The sequence below is a fragment of the Enterobacter sp. Taxon_2 genome (assembly GCF_058355295.1).
The window spans coordinates 3,830,107-3,846,254 of the sequence record NZ_CM178024.1 but is presented as its reverse complement, the minus strand read 5'-3'; the positions used below and the strand labels follow the sequence as shown (position 1 = coordinate 3,846,254).

Annotated in this window: 18 protein-coding genes; 12 read left to right on the top strand and 6 right to left on the bottom strand. The window is 57.5% G+C overall.

Annotated features, from left to right (window positions below):
* Nucleotides 1-11: 11 nt before the first annotated feature.
* From ispD to rpoS, 7 genes are all read left to right on the top strand, one after another.
* Nucleotides 12-722, top strand: coding sequence for a 2-C-methyl-D-erythritol 4-phosphate cytidylyltransferase (ispD, locus tag AC4IC4_RS18220; protein WP_024909255.1), 711 nt, complete (start codon nt 12-14; stop codon nt 720-722).
* Nucleotides 722-1,201, top strand: coding sequence for a 2-C-methyl-D-erythritol 2,4-cyclodiphosphate synthase (ispF, locus tag AC4IC4_RS18215; RefSeq protein WP_008499607.1), 480 nt, complete (start codon nt 722-724; stop codon nt 1,199-1,201). Before ispD ends, ispF begins: the two co-directional genes overlap by 1 nt.
* Nucleotides 1,198-2,247 carry a tRNA pseudouridine(13) synthase TruD gene (gene truD / locus AC4IC4_RS18210; RefSeq protein ID WP_463727276.1) on the top strand — a complete coding sequence of 350 codons (1,050 nt, stop codon included), beginning with the start codon at nt 1,198-1,200 and terminating at the stop codon, nt 2,245-2,247. Before ispF ends, truD begins: the two co-directional genes overlap by 4 nt.
* Nucleotides 2,228-2,989 carry a 5'/3'-nucleotidase SurE gene (surE, locus tag AC4IC4_RS18205; RefSeq protein ID WP_021241911.1) on the top strand — a complete coding sequence of 254 codons (762 nt, stop codon included), beginning with the start codon at nt 2,228-2,230 and terminating at the stop codon, nt 2,987-2,989. The genes truD and surE overlap by 20 nt, the downstream gene beginning before the upstream one ends.
* Complete coding sequence (locus tag AC4IC4_RS18200; protein WP_023333224.1) at nt 2,983-3,609, top strand: protein-L-isoaspartate(D-aspartate) O-methyltransferase; 627 nt, start codon at nt 2,983-2,985, stop codon at nt 3,607-3,609. Before surE ends, AC4IC4_RS18200 begins: the two co-directional genes overlap by 7 nt.
* Before the next feature lie 116 nt (nt 3,610-3,725).
* Nucleotides 3,726-4,850 carry a murein hydrolase activator NlpD gene (gene nlpD, locus AC4IC4_RS18195; protein WP_491471651.1) on the top strand — a complete coding sequence of 375 codons (1,125 nt, stop codon included), beginning with the start codon at nt 3,726-3,728 and terminating at the stop codon, nt 4,848-4,850.
* 59 nt (nt 4,851-4,909) lie between these two features.
* The gene (gene rpoS, locus AC4IC4_RS18190) at nt 4,910-5,902 is read left to right on the top strand and encodes an RNA polymerase sigma factor RpoS (protein WP_008499600.1); all 993 of its coding nucleotides are present in this window, start codon (nt 4,910-4,912) and stop codon (nt 5,900-5,902) included.
* A 52-nt stretch (nt 5,903-5,954) separates the two neighbouring features.
* Here rpoS and AC4IC4_RS18185 read toward each other — a convergent pair whose 3' ends face one another.
* Entirely contained in the window at nt 5,955-6,335 is a 381-nt protein-coding gene (locus tag AC4IC4_RS18185) for a DUF4440 domain-containing protein (protein WP_417927798.1), read from the bottom strand.
* Nucleotides 6,332-7,534: an MFS transporter gene (locus AC4IC4_RS18180; RefSeq protein WP_491471650.1), complete on the bottom strand. Its 1,203-nt coding sequence runs from the start codon at nt 7,532-7,534 to the stop codon at nt 6,332-6,334. The genes AC4IC4_RS18185 and AC4IC4_RS18180 overlap by 4 nt, the downstream gene beginning before the upstream one ends.
* A gap of 108 nt (nt 7,535-7,642) precedes the next feature.
* Between AC4IC4_RS18180 and AC4IC4_RS18175 the strand changes: the two genes are divergently transcribed.
* Complete coding sequence (locus AC4IC4_RS18175; protein ID WP_208763928.1) at nt 7,643-8,530, top strand: LysR family transcriptional regulator; 888 nt, start codon at nt 7,643-7,645, stop codon at nt 8,528-8,530.
* Here the strand turns inward: AC4IC4_RS18175 and AC4IC4_RS18170 are convergent.
* On the bottom strand, nt 8,527-8,934 hold the full coding sequence (locus AC4IC4_RS18170) for a MarR family winged helix-turn-helix transcriptional regulator (RefSeq protein ID WP_491471649.1): 408 nt from the start codon (nt 8,932-8,934) through the stop codon (nt 8,527-8,529). The two genes, AC4IC4_RS18175 and AC4IC4_RS18170, sit on opposite strands and share 4 nt — an antisense overlap.
* Nucleotides 8,935-9,105: 171 nt before the next feature.
* On the opposite strand from AC4IC4_RS18170, the gene AC4IC4_RS18165 reads away from it, so the two are divergent.
* The 3 genes from AC4IC4_RS18165 to AC4IC4_RS18155 are packed head-to-tail and all read left to right on the top strand — an operon-like array spanning nt 9,106 to nt 11,357.
* The gene (locus AC4IC4_RS18165; RefSeq protein WP_024909248.1) at nt 9,106-9,708 is read left to right on the top strand and encodes a non-oxidative hydroxyarylic acid decarboxylases subunit B; all 603 of its coding nucleotides are present in this window, start codon (nt 9,106-9,108) and stop codon (nt 9,706-9,708) included.
* Entirely contained in the window at nt 9,698-11,125 is a 1,428-nt protein-coding gene (locus AC4IC4_RS18160; protein WP_491471648.1) for a non-oxidative hydroxyarylic acid decarboxylases subunit C, read from the top strand. The genes AC4IC4_RS18165 and AC4IC4_RS18160 overlap by 11 nt, the downstream gene beginning before the upstream one ends.
* Nucleotides 11,126-11,135: 10 nt before the next feature.
* Nucleotides 11,136-11,357, top strand: a complete 222-nt coding sequence (locus tag AC4IC4_RS18155; protein WP_003862116.1) for a non-oxidative hydroxyarylic acid decarboxylases subunit D — start codon at nt 11,136-11,138, stop codon at nt 11,355-11,357.
* Nucleotides 11,358-11,496: 139 nt separating this feature from the next.
* On the opposite strand, the gene mutS is transcribed toward AC4IC4_RS18155, so the two are convergent.
* Both mutS and AC4IC4_RS18145 read right to left on the bottom strand, forming a co-directional pair.
* On the bottom strand, nt 11,497-14,058 hold the full coding sequence (mutS, locus tag AC4IC4_RS18150) for a DNA mismatch repair protein MutS (protein WP_061714546.1): 2,562 nt from the start codon (nt 14,056-14,058) through the stop codon (nt 11,497-11,499).
* Between the two features lie 113 nt (nt 14,059-14,171).
* Nucleotides 14,172-14,402 carry a SymE family type I addiction module toxin gene (locus AC4IC4_RS18145; RefSeq protein ID WP_463727273.1) on the bottom strand — a complete coding sequence of 77 codons (231 nt, stop codon included), beginning with the start codon at nt 14,400-14,402 and terminating at the stop codon, nt 14,172-14,174.
* 175 nt (nt 14,403-14,577) lie between these two features.
* On the opposite strand from AC4IC4_RS18145, the gene AC4IC4_RS18140 reads away from it, so the two are divergent.
* A complete protein-coding gene (locus AC4IC4_RS18140) occupies nt 14,578-14,922 on the top strand; it encodes a nitrous oxide-stimulated promoter family protein (protein WP_024909244.1) in 345 nt (114 codons plus the stop codon).
* A gap of 5 nt (nt 14,923-14,927) precedes the next feature.
* Here the strand turns inward: AC4IC4_RS18140 and AC4IC4_RS18135 are convergent, their stop codons facing one another.
* Nucleotides 14,928-16,148 carry an MDR family MFS transporter gene (locus AC4IC4_RS18135; RefSeq protein ID WP_032648066.1) on the bottom strand — a complete coding sequence of 407 codons (1,221 nt, stop codon included), beginning with the start codon at nt 16,146-16,148 and terminating at the stop codon, nt 14,928-14,930.

Here is a 16,148-nt window from a genome sequence, read left to right as displayed (position 1 = left end):
AGGATTACGACATGGCAGTAACTTTTTCGGACGTATGCGCCGTGGTGCCGGCCGCAGGTTTTGGCCGGCGCATGCAGACAGAATGTCCCAAGCAGTACCTCTCTATTGGCGATAAAACGATCCTCGAGCACGCCGTGGCGGCGCTGCTGGCGCACCCACGGGTGACGCGGGTGATCATCGCTATCAGCCCTGGCGATGCGCGCTTTGCGCAGCTGCCGCTGGCAAATCATCCACAGATTACCGTCGTTGACGGTGGCGCCGAGCGCGCCGATTCCGTGCTGGCGGGCATTCAGGCCGCCGGAAACGCGCCGTGGGTGCTGGTGCATGACGCGGCGCGTCCGTGTCTGCATCAGGACGACCTTGCGCGTCTGCTGGCCCTGAGCGAAACAAGCAAGGTTGGCGGGATTCTGGCCGCGCCGGTGCGCGACACCATGAAGCGCGCCGAGCCGGGTAAACAGGCTATCGCCCACACCGTCGATCGCGTCGATTTATGGCACGCGCTGACGCCACAATTTTTCCCCCGCGAATTACTCCACGACTGCTTAACGCGTGCGCTTAGAGAAGGTGCGACCATCACGGACGAAGCCTCTGCGCTGGAATATTGCGGTTTCCACCCTGAGCTTGTTGAAGGACGCGCTGATAATATTAAAGTGACGCGTCCGGAAGATTTACAGCTTGCGGAATTCTATCTTACCCGTTCGACCCATCAGGAGAAGGCATAATGCGAATTGGACACGGTTTTGATGTACACGCCTTTGGCGGAGAAGGCCCAATTATCATTGGCGGCGTGCGCATTCCTTATGAAAAAGGACTGCTGGCACATTCTGATGGCGACGTGGCGCTGCATGCGCTGACCGACGCGCTGCTGGGCGCTGCCGCGCTGGGTGATATCGGCAAGCTGTTCCCGGACACCGACCCGGCATTTAAAGGCGCGGACAGCCGCGAACTGCTGCGCGAAGCGTGGCGTCGCATTCAGGCGAAAGGCTACACCCTCGGCAACGTCGACGTGACGATTATTGCCCAGGCCCCGAAAATGCTGCCGCACATTCCGCAGATGCGCGTGTTTATTGCAGAAGATCTGGGCTGCCACATGGACGACGTGAACGTCAAAGCGACGACGACCGAGAAGCTGGGCTTTACCGGGCGCGGCGAAGGGATTGCCTGTGAAGCCGTGGCGCTGCTGGTGAAGGCGAGCAAATGACAGACTTCGACAACCTGACATACCTGCACGGTAAACCGCAGGGGAACGGGGTGCTGAAAGCCAGCCCTGAAGACTTCCTCGTGGTAGAGGATCTGGGCTTTGAGCCGGATGGCGAAGGCGAACATATCCTGGTGCGTATTCTGAAAAATGGCTGCAATACCCGCTTTGTGGCCGACGCGCTGGCAAAATTCCTTAAAATTCATGCCCGCGAAGTGAGCTTTGCCGGGCAGAAAGATAAACACGCCGTCACTGAACAGTGGCTCTGCGCGCGCGTTCCCGGTAATACGATGCCTGATTTAAGCAAATTTGAGCTTGAAGGCTGTAAGGTACTGGAATTCGCCCGCCACAAGCGCAAACTGCGTCTGGGTGCGTTGAAGGGTAACGACTTTACGCTGGTGCTGCGGGAAGTGACCCACCGCGAAGACGTTGAAAAACGTCTGAACGCTATCAGTGAACTCGGCGTGCCGAACTACTTTGGCGCGCAGCGCTTTGGCATTGGCGGCAGCAACCTGCAGGGCGCGCTGCGCTGGGCGCAAAGCGATGCACCGGTGCGGGACAGGAATAAACGCAGTTTTTGGTTGTCGGCGGCCCGCAGTGCGTTGTTTAATCAGATTGTGAGCGAAAGGCTGAAAAAACCGGACGCGAATCAAGTTGTTGTTGGCGATGCGCTACAATTAGCGGGACGCGGAAGCTGGTTTGTGGCAACGGCCGAAGAAATGGCCGATGTGCAGTCGCGCGTGGACGCAAAAGCGCTGATGATTACCGCCGCGCTGCCCGGTACGGGCGACTGGGGAACACAGGGCGACGCGCTGGCCGCCGAGCAAGCAGCTGTAGCGGATGCGCCAGAACTGCAATCCTTGCTGGTGCGGGAAAAAGTCGACGCGGCACGCCGCGCAATGCTGCTCTATCCGCAGCAGTTAAGCTGGAACTGGTGGGATGACGTAACCGTCGAGTTACGCTTCTGGCTACCGGCAGGTAGCTTTGCCACCAGTGTTGTCAGGGAACTTATCAACACCTCGGGTGATTATGCGAATATTGCTGAGTAACGATGACGGGATCCACGCGCCGGGCATTCAGACCCTGGCGAAACACCTCCGCGAATTTGCGGATGTGCAGGTCGTGGCACCCGATCGTAACCGCAGTGGAGCGTCTAACTCGCTGACGCTGGAGTCGTCGCTTCGCACCTTTACCTTTGAAAATGGCGATATTGCCGTGCAGATGGGCACGCCAACCGACTGTGTTTTTCTGGGCGTGAACGCGCTGATGCGTCCGCGTCCGGATATCGTCGTCTCCGGCATTAACGCCGGTCCTAACCTCGGCGATGACGTGATTTACTCCGGTACCGTGGCGGCCGCAATGGAAGGGCGCCATCTGGGATTCCCGGCGCTGGCGGTCTCGTTGAACGGCTACACGCACTACGACACCGCCGCTGCGGTGACCTGTTCGATCCTGCGGGCGCTCGGCCGCGAGCCGTTGCGTACCGGGCGCATCCTCAACATCAACGTGCCGGATCTTCCTCTCGATGAAATTAAAGGCATTCGCGTCACCCGTTGTGGAAGCCGACATCCGGCCGATCAGGTGATCCCGCAGCAGGATCCGCGCGGCAACACGCTTTACTGGATTGGCCCTCCTGGCGATAAGTGCGATGCGGGTCCGGATACCGACTTTGCCGCCGTAGAAGAAGGCTATGTTTCGGTTACCCCGCTGCACGTAGATTTAACCGCGTATAGCGCGCATGATGTGGTGTCGGGCTGGCTGGATCGCGCAGGAGTGAACGCGCAATGGTAAACAAACGTGTACAAACTCTTCTGGAACAACTCCGCGCGCAGGGGATCCGCGACGAGCACGTGCTTGAAGCACTTGCTCAGGTTCCGCGTGAGAAATTTGTAGACGAGGCGTTTGAACACAAAGCGTGGGAAAACGTGGCGCTGCCCATCGGGCAGGGCCAGACGATTTCGCAGCCTTATATGGTAGCGCGGATGACGGAGCTGCTGGAGCTGACGCCCGACTCCCGCGTGCTGGAGATTGGCACCGGGTCGGGGTATCAGACTGCGATCCTGGCGCATCTGGTGCACCATGTATGCTCCGTTGAGCGGATTAAAGGTTTACAGTGGCAGGCGCGTCGTCGCCTGAAACAACTTGATTTACATAATGTTTCGACACGACACGGTGATGGATGGCAGGGTTGGAAAGCTCGCGCCCCGTTTGACGCCATCATCGTGACGGCGGCCCCGCCTGAAATTCCTGCTGCCCTGTTATCGCAGCTGGATGAGGGGGGCATTCTGGTTCTGCCTGTCGGGGACGAGCAGCAGCTGTTGAAGCGCGTTCGTCGGCGCGGCGGCGAGTTTATTATCGACACCGTGGAAGCCGTGCGCTTTGTGCCTCTGGTGAAGGGGGAGTTGGCCTGAGACTCGGAATTATCCAGGGTTATTAAGGCAAATTCAGCGTATGGTGTGGCGCGAAAGATTCGTGCCATCACGGTAAATTTTAAGTCACTGGTAGTTAAAACATTCCTGGGGGATAAATGAGCGCGGGAAGCCCTAAATTCACCATCAGCCGTGTTGCGGCATTATCACTGGTTTCGCTCTGGCTGGCAGGTTGTACAAGTTCTAACAACGCGCCTGCGCCCGTCAGTTCCGTCGGCGGAAACAGCGGCTCCGGTAACACGTCCAGCGGAATGTTAATCACGCCGCCACCTAAAATGGGGACGGCTGCGCCGCAGAAAACACCACAAATTCAGCCTGTGCAACATCCTGTTACACAGCCAATGCAGGTTCAGCCAGTTGAACAGCCTGTTCAGACCCAAAATGGCCGCATAGTCTATAACCGCCAGTATGGGAACATTCCGAAAGGCAGCTACACCGGTGGCAGCACCTATACCGTGAAACGCGGCGATACGCTGTTCTACATTGCGTGGATCACCGGGAACGATTTCCGTGACCTCGCGCAGCGCAATAACGTCCAGGCCCCATACGGTCTGGAAGTCGGGCGAACGCTCCAGGTCGGTAACGCGACGGGCACGCCGCTGACCCCTGGCAACACCGTTTCCGCGGCCGATGTGACGGCGCAGAATAACAGCGTTAAGCCTGCACAAAAATCCACCACGGTGGTTGCTTCACAACCTGTAATTACGTATTCTGAGGATTCAGGTGATCAGACTGCTAACAAAATGTTGCCGAATAATAAAGGGACTGCGACTGCTGTCACAGCACCGGTTACGGCACCTGTGGTTAGCTCTACTGAACCGACTGCCAGCAGTATGACCTCCAGTTCGCCGATTTCTGCATGGCGCTGGCCAACTGACGGCAAGGTTATCGAAAACTTCTCTTCCTCCGAAGGGGGAAATAAAGGGATCGATATCGCAGGGAGTAAAGGACAGGCTATCATCGCGACCGCAGACGGACGCGTTGTGTATGCCGGTAACGCTCTGCGCGGTTACGGTAATCTTATTATCATCAAACATAACGATGATTACCTGAGTGCCTACGCCCATAACGACACAATGCTGGTCCGGGAACAACAAGAAGTTAAGGCGGGGCAAAAAATCGCTACCATGGGTAGCACCGGAACCAGTTCTACACGCTTGCATTTTGAAATTCGTTACAAGGGGAAATCCGTAAACCCGCTGCAGTACTTGCCGCAGCGATAATTTGACGGGGCATGCCAGCCAGGGTGTCTCGTTCAGGGATCACGGGTAGGAGCCACCTTATGAGTCAGAATACGCTGAAAGTTCATGATTTAAATGAAGACGCGGAATTTGATGAGAACGGAGTAGAGGCTTTTGACGAAAAAGCCTTAGTAGAAGAGGAACCCAGTGATAACGATTTGGCTGAAGAAGAGCTGTTATCGCAGGGTGCCACACAGCGTGTACTGGACGCGACTCAGCTTTACCTTGGGGAGATTGGTTACTCCCCACTGCTAACGGCCGAAGAAGAAGTCTATTTCGCACGTCGTGCTTTGCGTGGTGATGTGGCCTCGCGTCGTCGCATGATTGAAAGTAACCTGCGACTGGTCGTGAAAATTGCCCGCCGTTACGGCAATCGTGGTCTGGCTCTGCTGGATCTGATTGAAGAGGGCAACTTAGGTCTCATCCGCGCAGTTGAGAAGTTTGACCCGGAACGCGGGTTCCGTTTCTCAACCTACGCGACCTGGTGGATTCGTCAGACCATCGAACGGGCTATTATGAACCAGACCCGTACGATCCGCCTGCCGATTCACATCGTCAAAGAGTTGAACGTTTATCTGCGCACCGCGCGCGAGTTGTCCCATAAGCTGGACCACGAGCCAAGCGCAGAAGAAATTGCCGAACAACTCGATAAACCGGTTGATGACGTAAGCCGTATGCTGCGTCTCAACGAGCGCATTACCTCCGTTGACACCCCGCTGGGTGGCGACTCCGAAAAAGCGCTGTTGGACATCCTGGCCGATGAAAAAGACAACGGCCCGGAAGACACCACGCAGGACGATGACATGAAGCAGAGCATCGTCAAATGGCTGTTCGAACTGAACGCCAAACAGCGTGAAGTGCTGGCACGTCGTTTCGGTTTACTGGGGTATGAAGCTGCGACACTGGAAGACGTCGGCCGCGAAATTGGCTTGACCCGTGAACGTGTTCGTCAGATTCAGGTTGAAGGTCTGCGCCGCCTGCGTGAAATCCTGCAGGGGCAAGGTCTGAATATCGAAGCGCTGTTCCGCGAATAAGCAACCTTTCGTCAAAAAAGGCCCGTCGTGAGACGGGCCTTTTTCTTTTGTGTTACGGTTGCGTCGCCGTCTCGTGCAGCAGACGCCACACTATCCGATCGCCTTCCTGATTGAGCACCGCGGTTGACCAGCGCACGTTAACGGGCTGGTCCGGCCGGGTTTGCGTCTCCCGGTAATGGAGTACCGCGCCGTGAGACCACGCCTGGCGCGTAGTTAATTCATCAATGACGATCTTCAGTCCGGGACGGCTTCCGCGCTGTTTTTCCAGAAAGCTGACAAGGCCGTCATAGTCGATATGAACGCCGCCCGGCGGGATCATCAGAAAATCGGGACGAAAACGGGCGTGCAGGGCGTCGGAATCACCTTCACCTTTGCCTAACCAGTCTTCAAGCGCAATGTGGAGGTCGATAATGTCGTGTTCGAAAGGCGTCATGAATTCTCCTGTCGCAGCTGGGTGAGCACCTGCGAATTGTTAAGACGAAAAACATACAGTACAGGCAGCAAGGTCATGCCTGCGGCAAAAATAAACATCCCGTGCCAGGCGGCGAGCGGTGGCAGCCACGCCTGAGCCAGGTTCAGCACTTGGGCAAGCAGCAGGGCACCGGCAAAAAAGCTCAGCTGACGATTGAGATTCCACAGCGCGCTGGCATCGGGCATCTCTTCCCGGCGCGTTGTCAGAAACGCGCTGCTCTGAGCCGTACTGCTGCACAGGCTTCCTCCCGCGCCCATCAGGGTAAACGCAACGGCAGGCAGCAGCGTAGCCGAACTGACGTTAATCAAAAGCAGGATCCCCGTGGCCTGCAACAGGCAGCCGATGACGATCAGCGGCCGGGGGCCGATACGGTTAAAATAACGTCCCGTTGCCGTGATGGCGATAAACGATGCCACGGACCACGGCAGCATGAGCATCCCTGTTGCGGCTGGGCTCATGTTCGCCACGTGCTGAAGATAAAACATGCCCGTGACGCTCACCCCAATAAATACGCCAGGAACGCATAAATAAACAAGCATGGAAAAACGCAAAAGCGGGTCCGCGAGCAAGGGCAGGTTTAGCAGTCTGGCCGCTTTCATCGTGGGTTTTTCGTGTTTAAGCCACAGGCACGCCAGAGCAAAGGTCACGATAGCGACCGGTAGCGTAGCGAAAAAGATCCATCGCCAGCCCAGCGTCTGCACCAGCACGCCGCCGACAGCCGGGGAGCAGGCCGGGGCAAGCAGCGCGACCAGCATCACCACCGAGGAGAGTCTGGCACGCTCGTGAGGGTTATACTGTTGCCAGGTCAGCGCCTGTCCGACGGGGATCAGTAAGCCTCCTCCCACGCCCTGGATCATTCGCCAGGCGATCAGACTTTCAAGCGTTGCAGACAGGCCCGCCGCTGCGGAGGCTGCGCTGAACAGAAAAAGTGAGAGCAGAATGACGCGCTTGGGCCCGATGCGGCGCGTGAGCACGCTGCTAAACGGGATCACCAGCGTCAGGCCGGCAATGTACCCGTTACTAACCCAGGTAAGGGCCGAAGGCGTGGCGTTAAAGGCGTGAGCCATTGCCGGGAACGCGACGCTGGCAATGAACATGTTGATCAAATCAAGAAAAAAGCCCAGCAGATAAACAACGGCGACTTTGCTGCGATACGTCATGGTGGATCCTCCAGTGAGGTGGCGTATCGTATCGATCCGGGAAGCACGGATAAACCTGACAAAGCGCGATATACTGTCAAAAATATTTTGACAGTAAAGGGCGTGATGATGATTAACCTGCAGCGGACGCAGATGTTTGTCGCGGTGGCCGACACCGGCAGTTTTACGGCGGCCGCCGAGGCGATGGGGCTGACAAAAGCGGTCGTCAGCTTCAATATTCGCCAGCTTGAAGATGAGCTGGGCGTTACGCTGCTGCTGCGCTCCACCCGTCGACTGACGTTAACCGAGGCGGGCGCGCTTTTTCATCAGCGCAGCGTGGCGCTTCTGAAGGATGCCGAACGGCTGCAGGATGATGTCCGTGCGAATCATGCGGGGCTTACTGGCGAACTGCGGATCACCACTACGCCCGAGTATGGCTCACAGGTGGTGGTGCCGCTGCTGGCCAGGTTTAGCCAGCAGCACCCGGATCTTCGCGTACGACATGCTTCGTCGTCCCTGCACGCCGATCTTATCTCGGAGCGCTTTGACGTGGCCATCCGGCTGGGAACGCTTGCCGATTCGCGCAACCACGCCGCGCTGATTTCGCACTTTTCTATTCTCCCTGTGGCGACGCCCGGGTGGCTCGTTAACCATCCGATAGAAACGCTTGCGCAGCTGGCGCAAGCCGACTGGATCATCCACGAGCGCCTGGCCTCGCCGCTGCGCTGGCAGGTGAGAGATGCCAGCGGTGCGCCTGAAATACTGGAGATAAAACAAGCGCCGCGCCTGTTTGCCGACAGCGCTCAGGCCCTTATGGCTTTTGCGCTCGCAGGCGGTGGGGTGGCGTTACTGCCGGAATGGCTGGTACGCGGTGCGCTTGATGCTGGAAAACTGGCCCCGGTATTACCGGAATATACCTTTGCGCGGCAGGGTATCTATGCGGTGTATCCTGATGCCCGGCATGTGTCAGCGAAAGTGCGCACCTTTATCGATTTTATGCGCACCAGCGTGAATTAATCGTGCATCATCTTTTTGATGAGCGCCGAGAACTGCTCCCGTTCGGCCTTGCTTAGACGGCCTAAAAAGGCCTCATCAACTCCATTGCCTACCGGCTTGCAGTCTGCAAGCAGGGCTTCCCCTTCTGGCGTCAGGAAGACAAAGCGACGGCGCTTATCCGCAGGGTCGTGCTCGCGTTTGACCAGACCACGCGCCTCCATGCGGCTGAGCATCTCCGCCAGGGTCGCTTTCGTGCTGACCGCGACTTCAGTCAATGCCACCTGTTCAATGCCCGGATGCTCGGCAATGGAGCGCATCACCGCATACTGTGGCTTGGTCAGTTCCGGCAAGGCATGTTGCCACTGCGCGGTATGCTGTTGAAAAAGCTGACGTAACAGGTGGAACGCCTCTTGTCTTAGTTCCATGAACACTCCGACGGAAAAAATCTCCCCCTATGATAGCCGCTATTGCTCTCAATTTTAACGCGGCATTTTTTAGCCATTCGTGTGATCGTATGCGAACGATCTTGTCAGAAAAACAATCCTGGAGTAGCTTATTTATAATGTTCGTGTACGAACAAATTATTGAGGTGATGAATGAGATTGATAGTAGGAATGACGGGAGCAACGGGCGCGCCGCTGGGTGTGGCTTTATTGCAGGCACTGCGTGACATGCCGGAGGTGGAAACCCATCTGGTGATGTCTAAGTGGGCAAAAACCACCATTGAGCTGGAAACGCCTTACACCGCGCAGGACGTCGCTGCGCTGGCTGACGTTGTCCACAGCCCGGCTGACCAGGCCGCCACTATCTCTTCCGGCTCGTTTCGCACCGACGGCATGATCGTCATTCCCTGCAGCATGAAAACGCTGGCGGGTATCCGCGCGGGTTACGCCGAAGGGCTGGTGGGACGTGCGGCGGATGTGGTGTTGAAAGAGGGGCGCAAGCTGGTGCTGGTTCCCCGTGAAACGCCGCTCAGCACCATTCATCTTGAGAACATGCTTGCGCTCTCCCGCATGGGCGTGGCGATGGTGCCGCCTATGCCTGCGTATTACAACCACCCTCAGACCGCAGATGACATTACCCAGCATATTGTGACCCGCGTGCTCGACCAGTTCGGTCTGGAGCATAAAAAGGCGCGACGCTGGAACGGGCTGCGGGAGGCGAAACATTTTTCACAGGAGAATAAAGATGGCATTTGATGATTTGAGAAGCTTCCTCCAGGCGCTCGATGAGCAAGGGCAACTACTGAAAATTGAGGAAGAGGTAAACGCTGAGCCCGATCTGGCAGCGGCAGCCAACGCGACCGGCCGCATTGGCGACGGCGCGCCCGCGCTGTGGTTCGACAACATTCGTGGCTTTACCGATGCCCGCGTGGTGATGAACACCATCGGCTCCTGGCAGAACCACGCCATTTCGATGGGGCTGCCGGCGAACACTCCGGTAAAAAAACAGATCGACGAGTTTATTCGCCGCTGGGATAAATTCCCGATTGCGCCAGAGCGCCGCGCCAATCCGGCCTGGGCGCAGAATACGGTGGACGGTGAAGACATTAACCTGTTCGATATCCTGCCGCTGTTCCGCCTGAACGACGGGGACGGGGGTTATTATCTCGATAAAGCGTGCGTCGTCTCGCGCGATCCGCTCGACCCGGATAACTTCGGCAAGCAGAACGTCGGCATCTACCGCATGGAAGTGAAGGGCAAGCGCAAGCTCGGCCTGCAGCCGGTACCGATGCACGATATCGCTCTGCATCTGCACAAAGCGGAAGAGCGTGGCGAAGACCTGCCGATTGCGATTACCCTCGGCAACGACCCGATCATCACCCTGATGGGCGCCACGCCGCTGAAATACGATCAGTCCGAGTATGAAATGGCCGGTGCGCTGCGTGAAAGCCCGTATCCTATTGCCACCGCACCGCTGACCGGCTTTGACGTGCCGTGGGGTTCTGAAGTGATCCTGGAAGGGGTGATTGAGGGCCGCAAGCGTGAAATCGAAGGGCCTTTCGGCGAGTTTACCGGGCACTACTCCGGTGGCCGTAACATGACGGTTGTCCGTATCGACAAAGTCTCTTACCGCACCAAACCGATTTTCGAATCCCTTTACCTTGGCATGCCGTGGACCGAGATCGACTATCTGATGGGACCGGCTACCTGCGTGCCGCTCTACCAGCAGCTGAAAGCAGAATTCCCGGAAGTGCAGGCGGTTAACGCGATGTACACCCACGGTCTGCTGGCGATTATCTCCACCAAAAAACGTTACGGCGGTTTTGCTCGCGCGGTCGGTTTACGTGCCATGACCACGCCGCACGGTCTGGGCTACGTGAAGATGGTGATCGTGGTGGATGAGGATGTCGACCCGTTCAACCTCCCGCAGGTGATGTGGGCGCTGTCATCGAAAGTGAACCCGGCAGGGGATTTGGTGCAACTGCCGAACATGTCGGTCCTTGAACTCGACCCGGGATCCAGCCCGGCGGGCATTACCGACAAACTGATTATCGATGCCACTACGCCTGTCGCACCGGACACCCGTGGCCACTATAGCCAGCCGGTACAGGATCTGCCTGAAACCAAAGCCTGGGCTGAAAAACTGACCGCGATGCTGGCTGCACGCCAATAAGGAGGAAAAGATGATTTGTCCACGTTGTGCCGATGAGCATATTGAAGTGATGGCGACGTCACCGGTGAAAGGGGTCTGGACCGTTTATCAGTGCCAGCATTGTTTGTATACCTGGCGCGACACTGAACCGTTGCGTCGTACCAGCCGTGAGCATTATCCGGAAGCGTTCCGCATGACGCAGAAGGATATTGATGAGGCACCGCAGGTGCCGACGATCCCGCCGCTGCTGTAAAAAAAGCCCGGTGGCGCTGCGCTTACCGGGCGATAACATCGTGCGGTCTGTTCTGCCGGGTGGCGGCTTCGCCTTACCCGGCCTACAAACCCCGTAGGCCCGGTAAGCGCAGCGCCACCGGGCAAAAGATTGCAGAGAACTAAACCAGACTCTTCAACCGATAAATCCACTCCAGCGCCTGACGCGGCGTCAGTGAATCCGGGTCGAGGTTCTCCAGCGCTTCCACGGCAGGCGATGTCTCTTCCGCCGGTACCAGCAGCGACATCTGCGTACCATCAATCTGCGTCGCCGCCGCATTCGGTGACAGGCTTTCCAGTTCACGCAGTTTCTGACGCGCGCGCTTGATCACCTCTTTCGGTACACCTGCCAGCGCCGCGACGGCCAGGCCATAGCTCTTGCTTGCCGCGCCATCCTGCACCGTGTGCATGAAGGCTATGGTATCACCGTGCTCCAGCGCATCCAGATGAACGTTCGCAACCCCTTCCATTTTCTCCGGCAGCTGCGTCAGCTCGAAGTAGTGGGTGGCGAACAGCGTCATGGCCTTGATTTTGTTCGCGAGGCTTTCCGCACAGGCCCATGCTAGCGACAGACCGTCATAGGTTGACGTTCCGCGTCCGACTTCGTCCATCAGCACCAGGCTGTGCTCCGTCGCGTTATGCAGAATGTTTGCCGTTTCGGTCATCTCGACCATGAAGGTAGAGCGACCGCTCGCCAGATCGTCCGCAGCCCCGACGCGGGTAAAGATACGGTCGATGGGGCCAATCTCCACGTTTTGCGCCGGAACGTAGCTGCCGATATAGGCAAGCAGGGCAATCAGCGCCGTCTGACGCATATAGGTACTCTTACCGCCCATGTTCGGACCGGTAATGATCAGCATTCTTCTCTGCGGTGACAGGCTCAGCGGGTTGGCGATGAACGGTTCATTCAGCACCTGCTCTACTACCGGATGACGACCTTCAGTGATACGAATGCCAGGTTTGTCGGTAAAGGTCGGGCAGGTGTAGTTCAGCGTTTCCGCGCGTTCTGCCAGGTTCACCAGCACGTCCAGTTCCGCCAGCGCACTGGCGCTCAGCTGCAGGTCGGCCAGGTGCGGCATCAGCATGTCGAACAGCTCATCGTAGAGCTGTTTTTCCAGCGCCAGCGCTTTACCTTTCGAGGTGAGGACTTTGTCTTCGTACTCTTTCAGTTCAGGAATGATGTAGCGTTCGGCGTTTTTCAACGTCTGGCGGCGCACGTAGTGAATCGGCGCCAGATGGCTCTGCCCGCGGCTGATCTGAATATAGTAACCGTGAACCGCGTTATAACCCACTTTCAGGGTGTCGAGCCCAAGACGTTCGCGTTCGCGGATTTCCAGCTTGTCGAGGTAGTCCGTCGCACCGTCGGCCAGCGCGCGCCATTCGTCCAGTTCCTCGTTGTAGCCAGGGGCAATCACGCCGCCATCACGCACCAGTACCGGAGGCGCATCGATAATGGCGCGCTCCAGCAGCTCGCGGAGTTCGGTAAATTCGCCCATGGTTTCGCGGAGTTTCTGTACCGGCGCGCTGTCAACGTCGCTCAGCTGCGCACGGAGTTCCGGCAGCTGCTGGAAAGCATGACGCATCCGCGCGAGGTCGCGTGGTCGTGCCGTGCGCAGTGCCAGACGAGCAAGGATACGCTCCAGATCGCCCACCTGGCGCAGGACCGGCTGCAGCTCGGTATAGCGATCCTGCAGGGCGGCAATCGTCTGCTGACGGCAAACCAGCGTAGCGGTATCGCGAATCGGCATATGCAGCCAGCGTTTCAGCATGCGGCTGCCCATTGGCGTTACCGTACTGTCGAGGACCGATGCGAGCGTGTTTTCTACGCCACCCGCCAGGTTCTGCGTGATCTCCAGATTACGGCGCGTGGCGGCATCCATGATGATGCTGTCCTGCTGGCGCTCCATGGTGATAGAGCGGATATGCGGCAGGGAGGTGCGCTGGGTATCTTTCACGTACTGCAGGAGACACCCTGCCGCACACAGCCCGCGCGGGGCATTTTCAACGCCAAAGCCAATCAGATCGCGGGTGCCAAACTGAAGATTCAGCTGCTGGCGCGCGGTATCAATTTCGAATTCCCACAGCGGACGACGACGCAACCCACGACGACCTTCAATCAGCGCCATTTCGGCGAAATCTTCGGCATAGAGCAATTCTGCCGGGTTGGTGCGCTGCAGTTCGGCTGCCATCGTTTCACGGTCGGCCGGTTCACTCAGACGAAAACGTCCGGAGCTGATATCCAGCGTCGCGTAGCCAAAGCCTTTACCGTCCTGCCACAGCGCTGCCAGCAGGTTATCCTGGCGCTCCTGTAACAGGGCTTCATCACTGATGGTGCCAGGCGTGACGATGCGCACGACTTTGCGTTCCACCGGGCCTTTTGAGGTTGCCGGATCGCCGATCTGTTCGCAGATGGCGACGGACTCACCCTGATTCACCAGTTTCGCCAGGTAGTTTTCTACCGCGTGGTGCGGGATACCTGCCATCGGGATGGGTTCACCTGCCGATGCGCCACGTTTGGTCAACGAGATGTCGAGCAGCTGCGATGCACGCTTAGCATCGTCATAAAACAGCTCGTAAAAATCACCCATACGGTAAAACAGCAGGATTTCCGGATGCTGTGCCTTCAGCTTCAGATACTGCTGCATCATCGGCGTATGTGCGTCGAAATTGTCGATTGTGCTCATGGAGTTATGATGTCCATTTCTTTGAATATAAACCGTTTTGATCGGCTCAGTGGCCGTTTGTTCCTTCTATTGTCGCATGAAAAAAAGGTCCGGCGCAGAAAAATGTCGTGGCTTTACGAGCCGTCTTCCGACATTAATTCAATGACAATTTTTCCATGCTCCACGCCCACTCTGACTCTGGAATGGGTCGTAAACCCCGCCTTTTCAAGCCAGTCACCTTTTAAGCTCAGCGCCGCATGTACGCTGTAGCGCTTTGGTATCTTGGTATTGCGGTCTTCATGGCGCTTTCTAAAATATCCCACTTTTAAATGGCGATAGGGTTTGCTGATAGCGAGCTCTTGCATAGGGTCTCCAGACAACACGGACAAAGGTCATTTCTGATGCCTGTATAAAATACCAGTAATTATCGGTTGGTGCAGGGTGAAAACTGGAATCAGGCTTCAGGAAACGAAATGCAACCGCTGAAATACAGTGCTTAAAAGTGTATTATTAATGCACTTTATTATTCGGTAGGCCGTTATGTCCGGTAAACGCATCTCACGAGAAAAAGAGACCATCGCGAAAATGATCGCGTTGTATGAAAAGCAGTGTCCGCAGGCATCTCAGGAGGAAGGGCATTATCAGGCGCTCAACGCGTATGCCGATAAGCGCCTGGATAAGTGCGTTTTCGGTGAGGACAAGCCTGCCTGCAAGCAGTGTCCGGTACACTGCTACCAGCCTGCCAGACGTGAAGAGATGAAGCAGGTTATGCGCTGGGCAGGTCCGCGTATGTTATGGCGTCATCCTATCCTGACCGTTCGTCATCTGATTGATGATCGTCGTCCCGTACCGGAACTGCCGGAGAAGTACCGTCCGAAAAAGTGATCGGTTCAGCGTCTCAGCGGACGGCAAATCACGTTCAGGGCCAGCGCGCTGCAGAGTGGGAAAAGGGCCAGCAGCAGCCAGGGATACATTGCCTGCGTTGAGGGCACCAGCGCGCGATCCAGCAGGCTGCCAAACACCAGGTTTCCTGCCAGTACCGCAATGCCGCCGGCGGTGGCGAGTGCCCCGTAGTGCGCGCCAAGCGTGGACTCCTCCGCAAACCGAGGGATCAGATCTTTCGCCGATGGCACCAGCAGCATCTGTCCCAGCGTCAACAGCGTCACCAGGCAGACGGAAGGCAGTAAGCGCAGCCAGCCTTCCGGCGGCGTCATCGGGGCAAACATCGCCACGCTCGCGAAGGCGGCTGAAAGCAGCAAAAAGCCTACCGGCAGGAGCCTCACCGCGCCCACGCGCCGGGCGAAACGCGCCAGCGGCAGCTGTAATGCAACGATCAGCAACGAGGCCAGCATAAAAAGCGGGCCGAGATCTTTCTCGTTACCGCCAGAGCGCTGGATCTCCACCGGCAGCGCCAGATAGAGCTGGTTATAGCTTAACAGCCACGAGCTGTAGGCAATGATAAAGGCGACAAAGCGCGGCTGGCGGAACGTCGTCCACCAGGGAACGAGCTTCAGCGTCCGAGAGGCGTGGCGTGACGCGGGCAGGCAAAAGTAGAGCACCACCAGCGCAACGATAAAGACCCCTGCGCCCGCCAGCGCCACCTGGCGAAAGCCCAGGCCGGTGAGCAGGGCGCCGGCAACCGGGCCCAGTACCGCACCGAGTTCCCCGCAGACCGCAAAGAGCGCGAACCACTCCGCCCGGCTTCGTTTACCTTTCGCCTCGCTGTGCGTGCCCGCTTTCGCCAGCAATGCCTCAATAGACGGAGAAAACAGCGCGCCGCCCACGCCTGTCAGGCACGCGCCCAGAATAATCGGCCACAGCGAGCCTCCGAACGCCAGCAGCAAATACCCCGCAACGCGAATCATGCACCCGCTCAGGATAACGACTTTCGCGCCAAACCTGTCCGAGAGCGCACCACCGACGATAAACATCCCCTGCTGAGAGAACGTGCGCAGGCCGAGGATCAGCCCGATCAGCCCGCCGGAGAGCAGCATATCGTCGCGCAGGAATATCGCCAGGAAGGGGACAACGGCGTAAAAGCCAATGTTAAAAACAAACTGGCTACCCAGTAAGACGGGCGGCCAGAGCGTGGTGGCGGGGCGAAGGGGCAT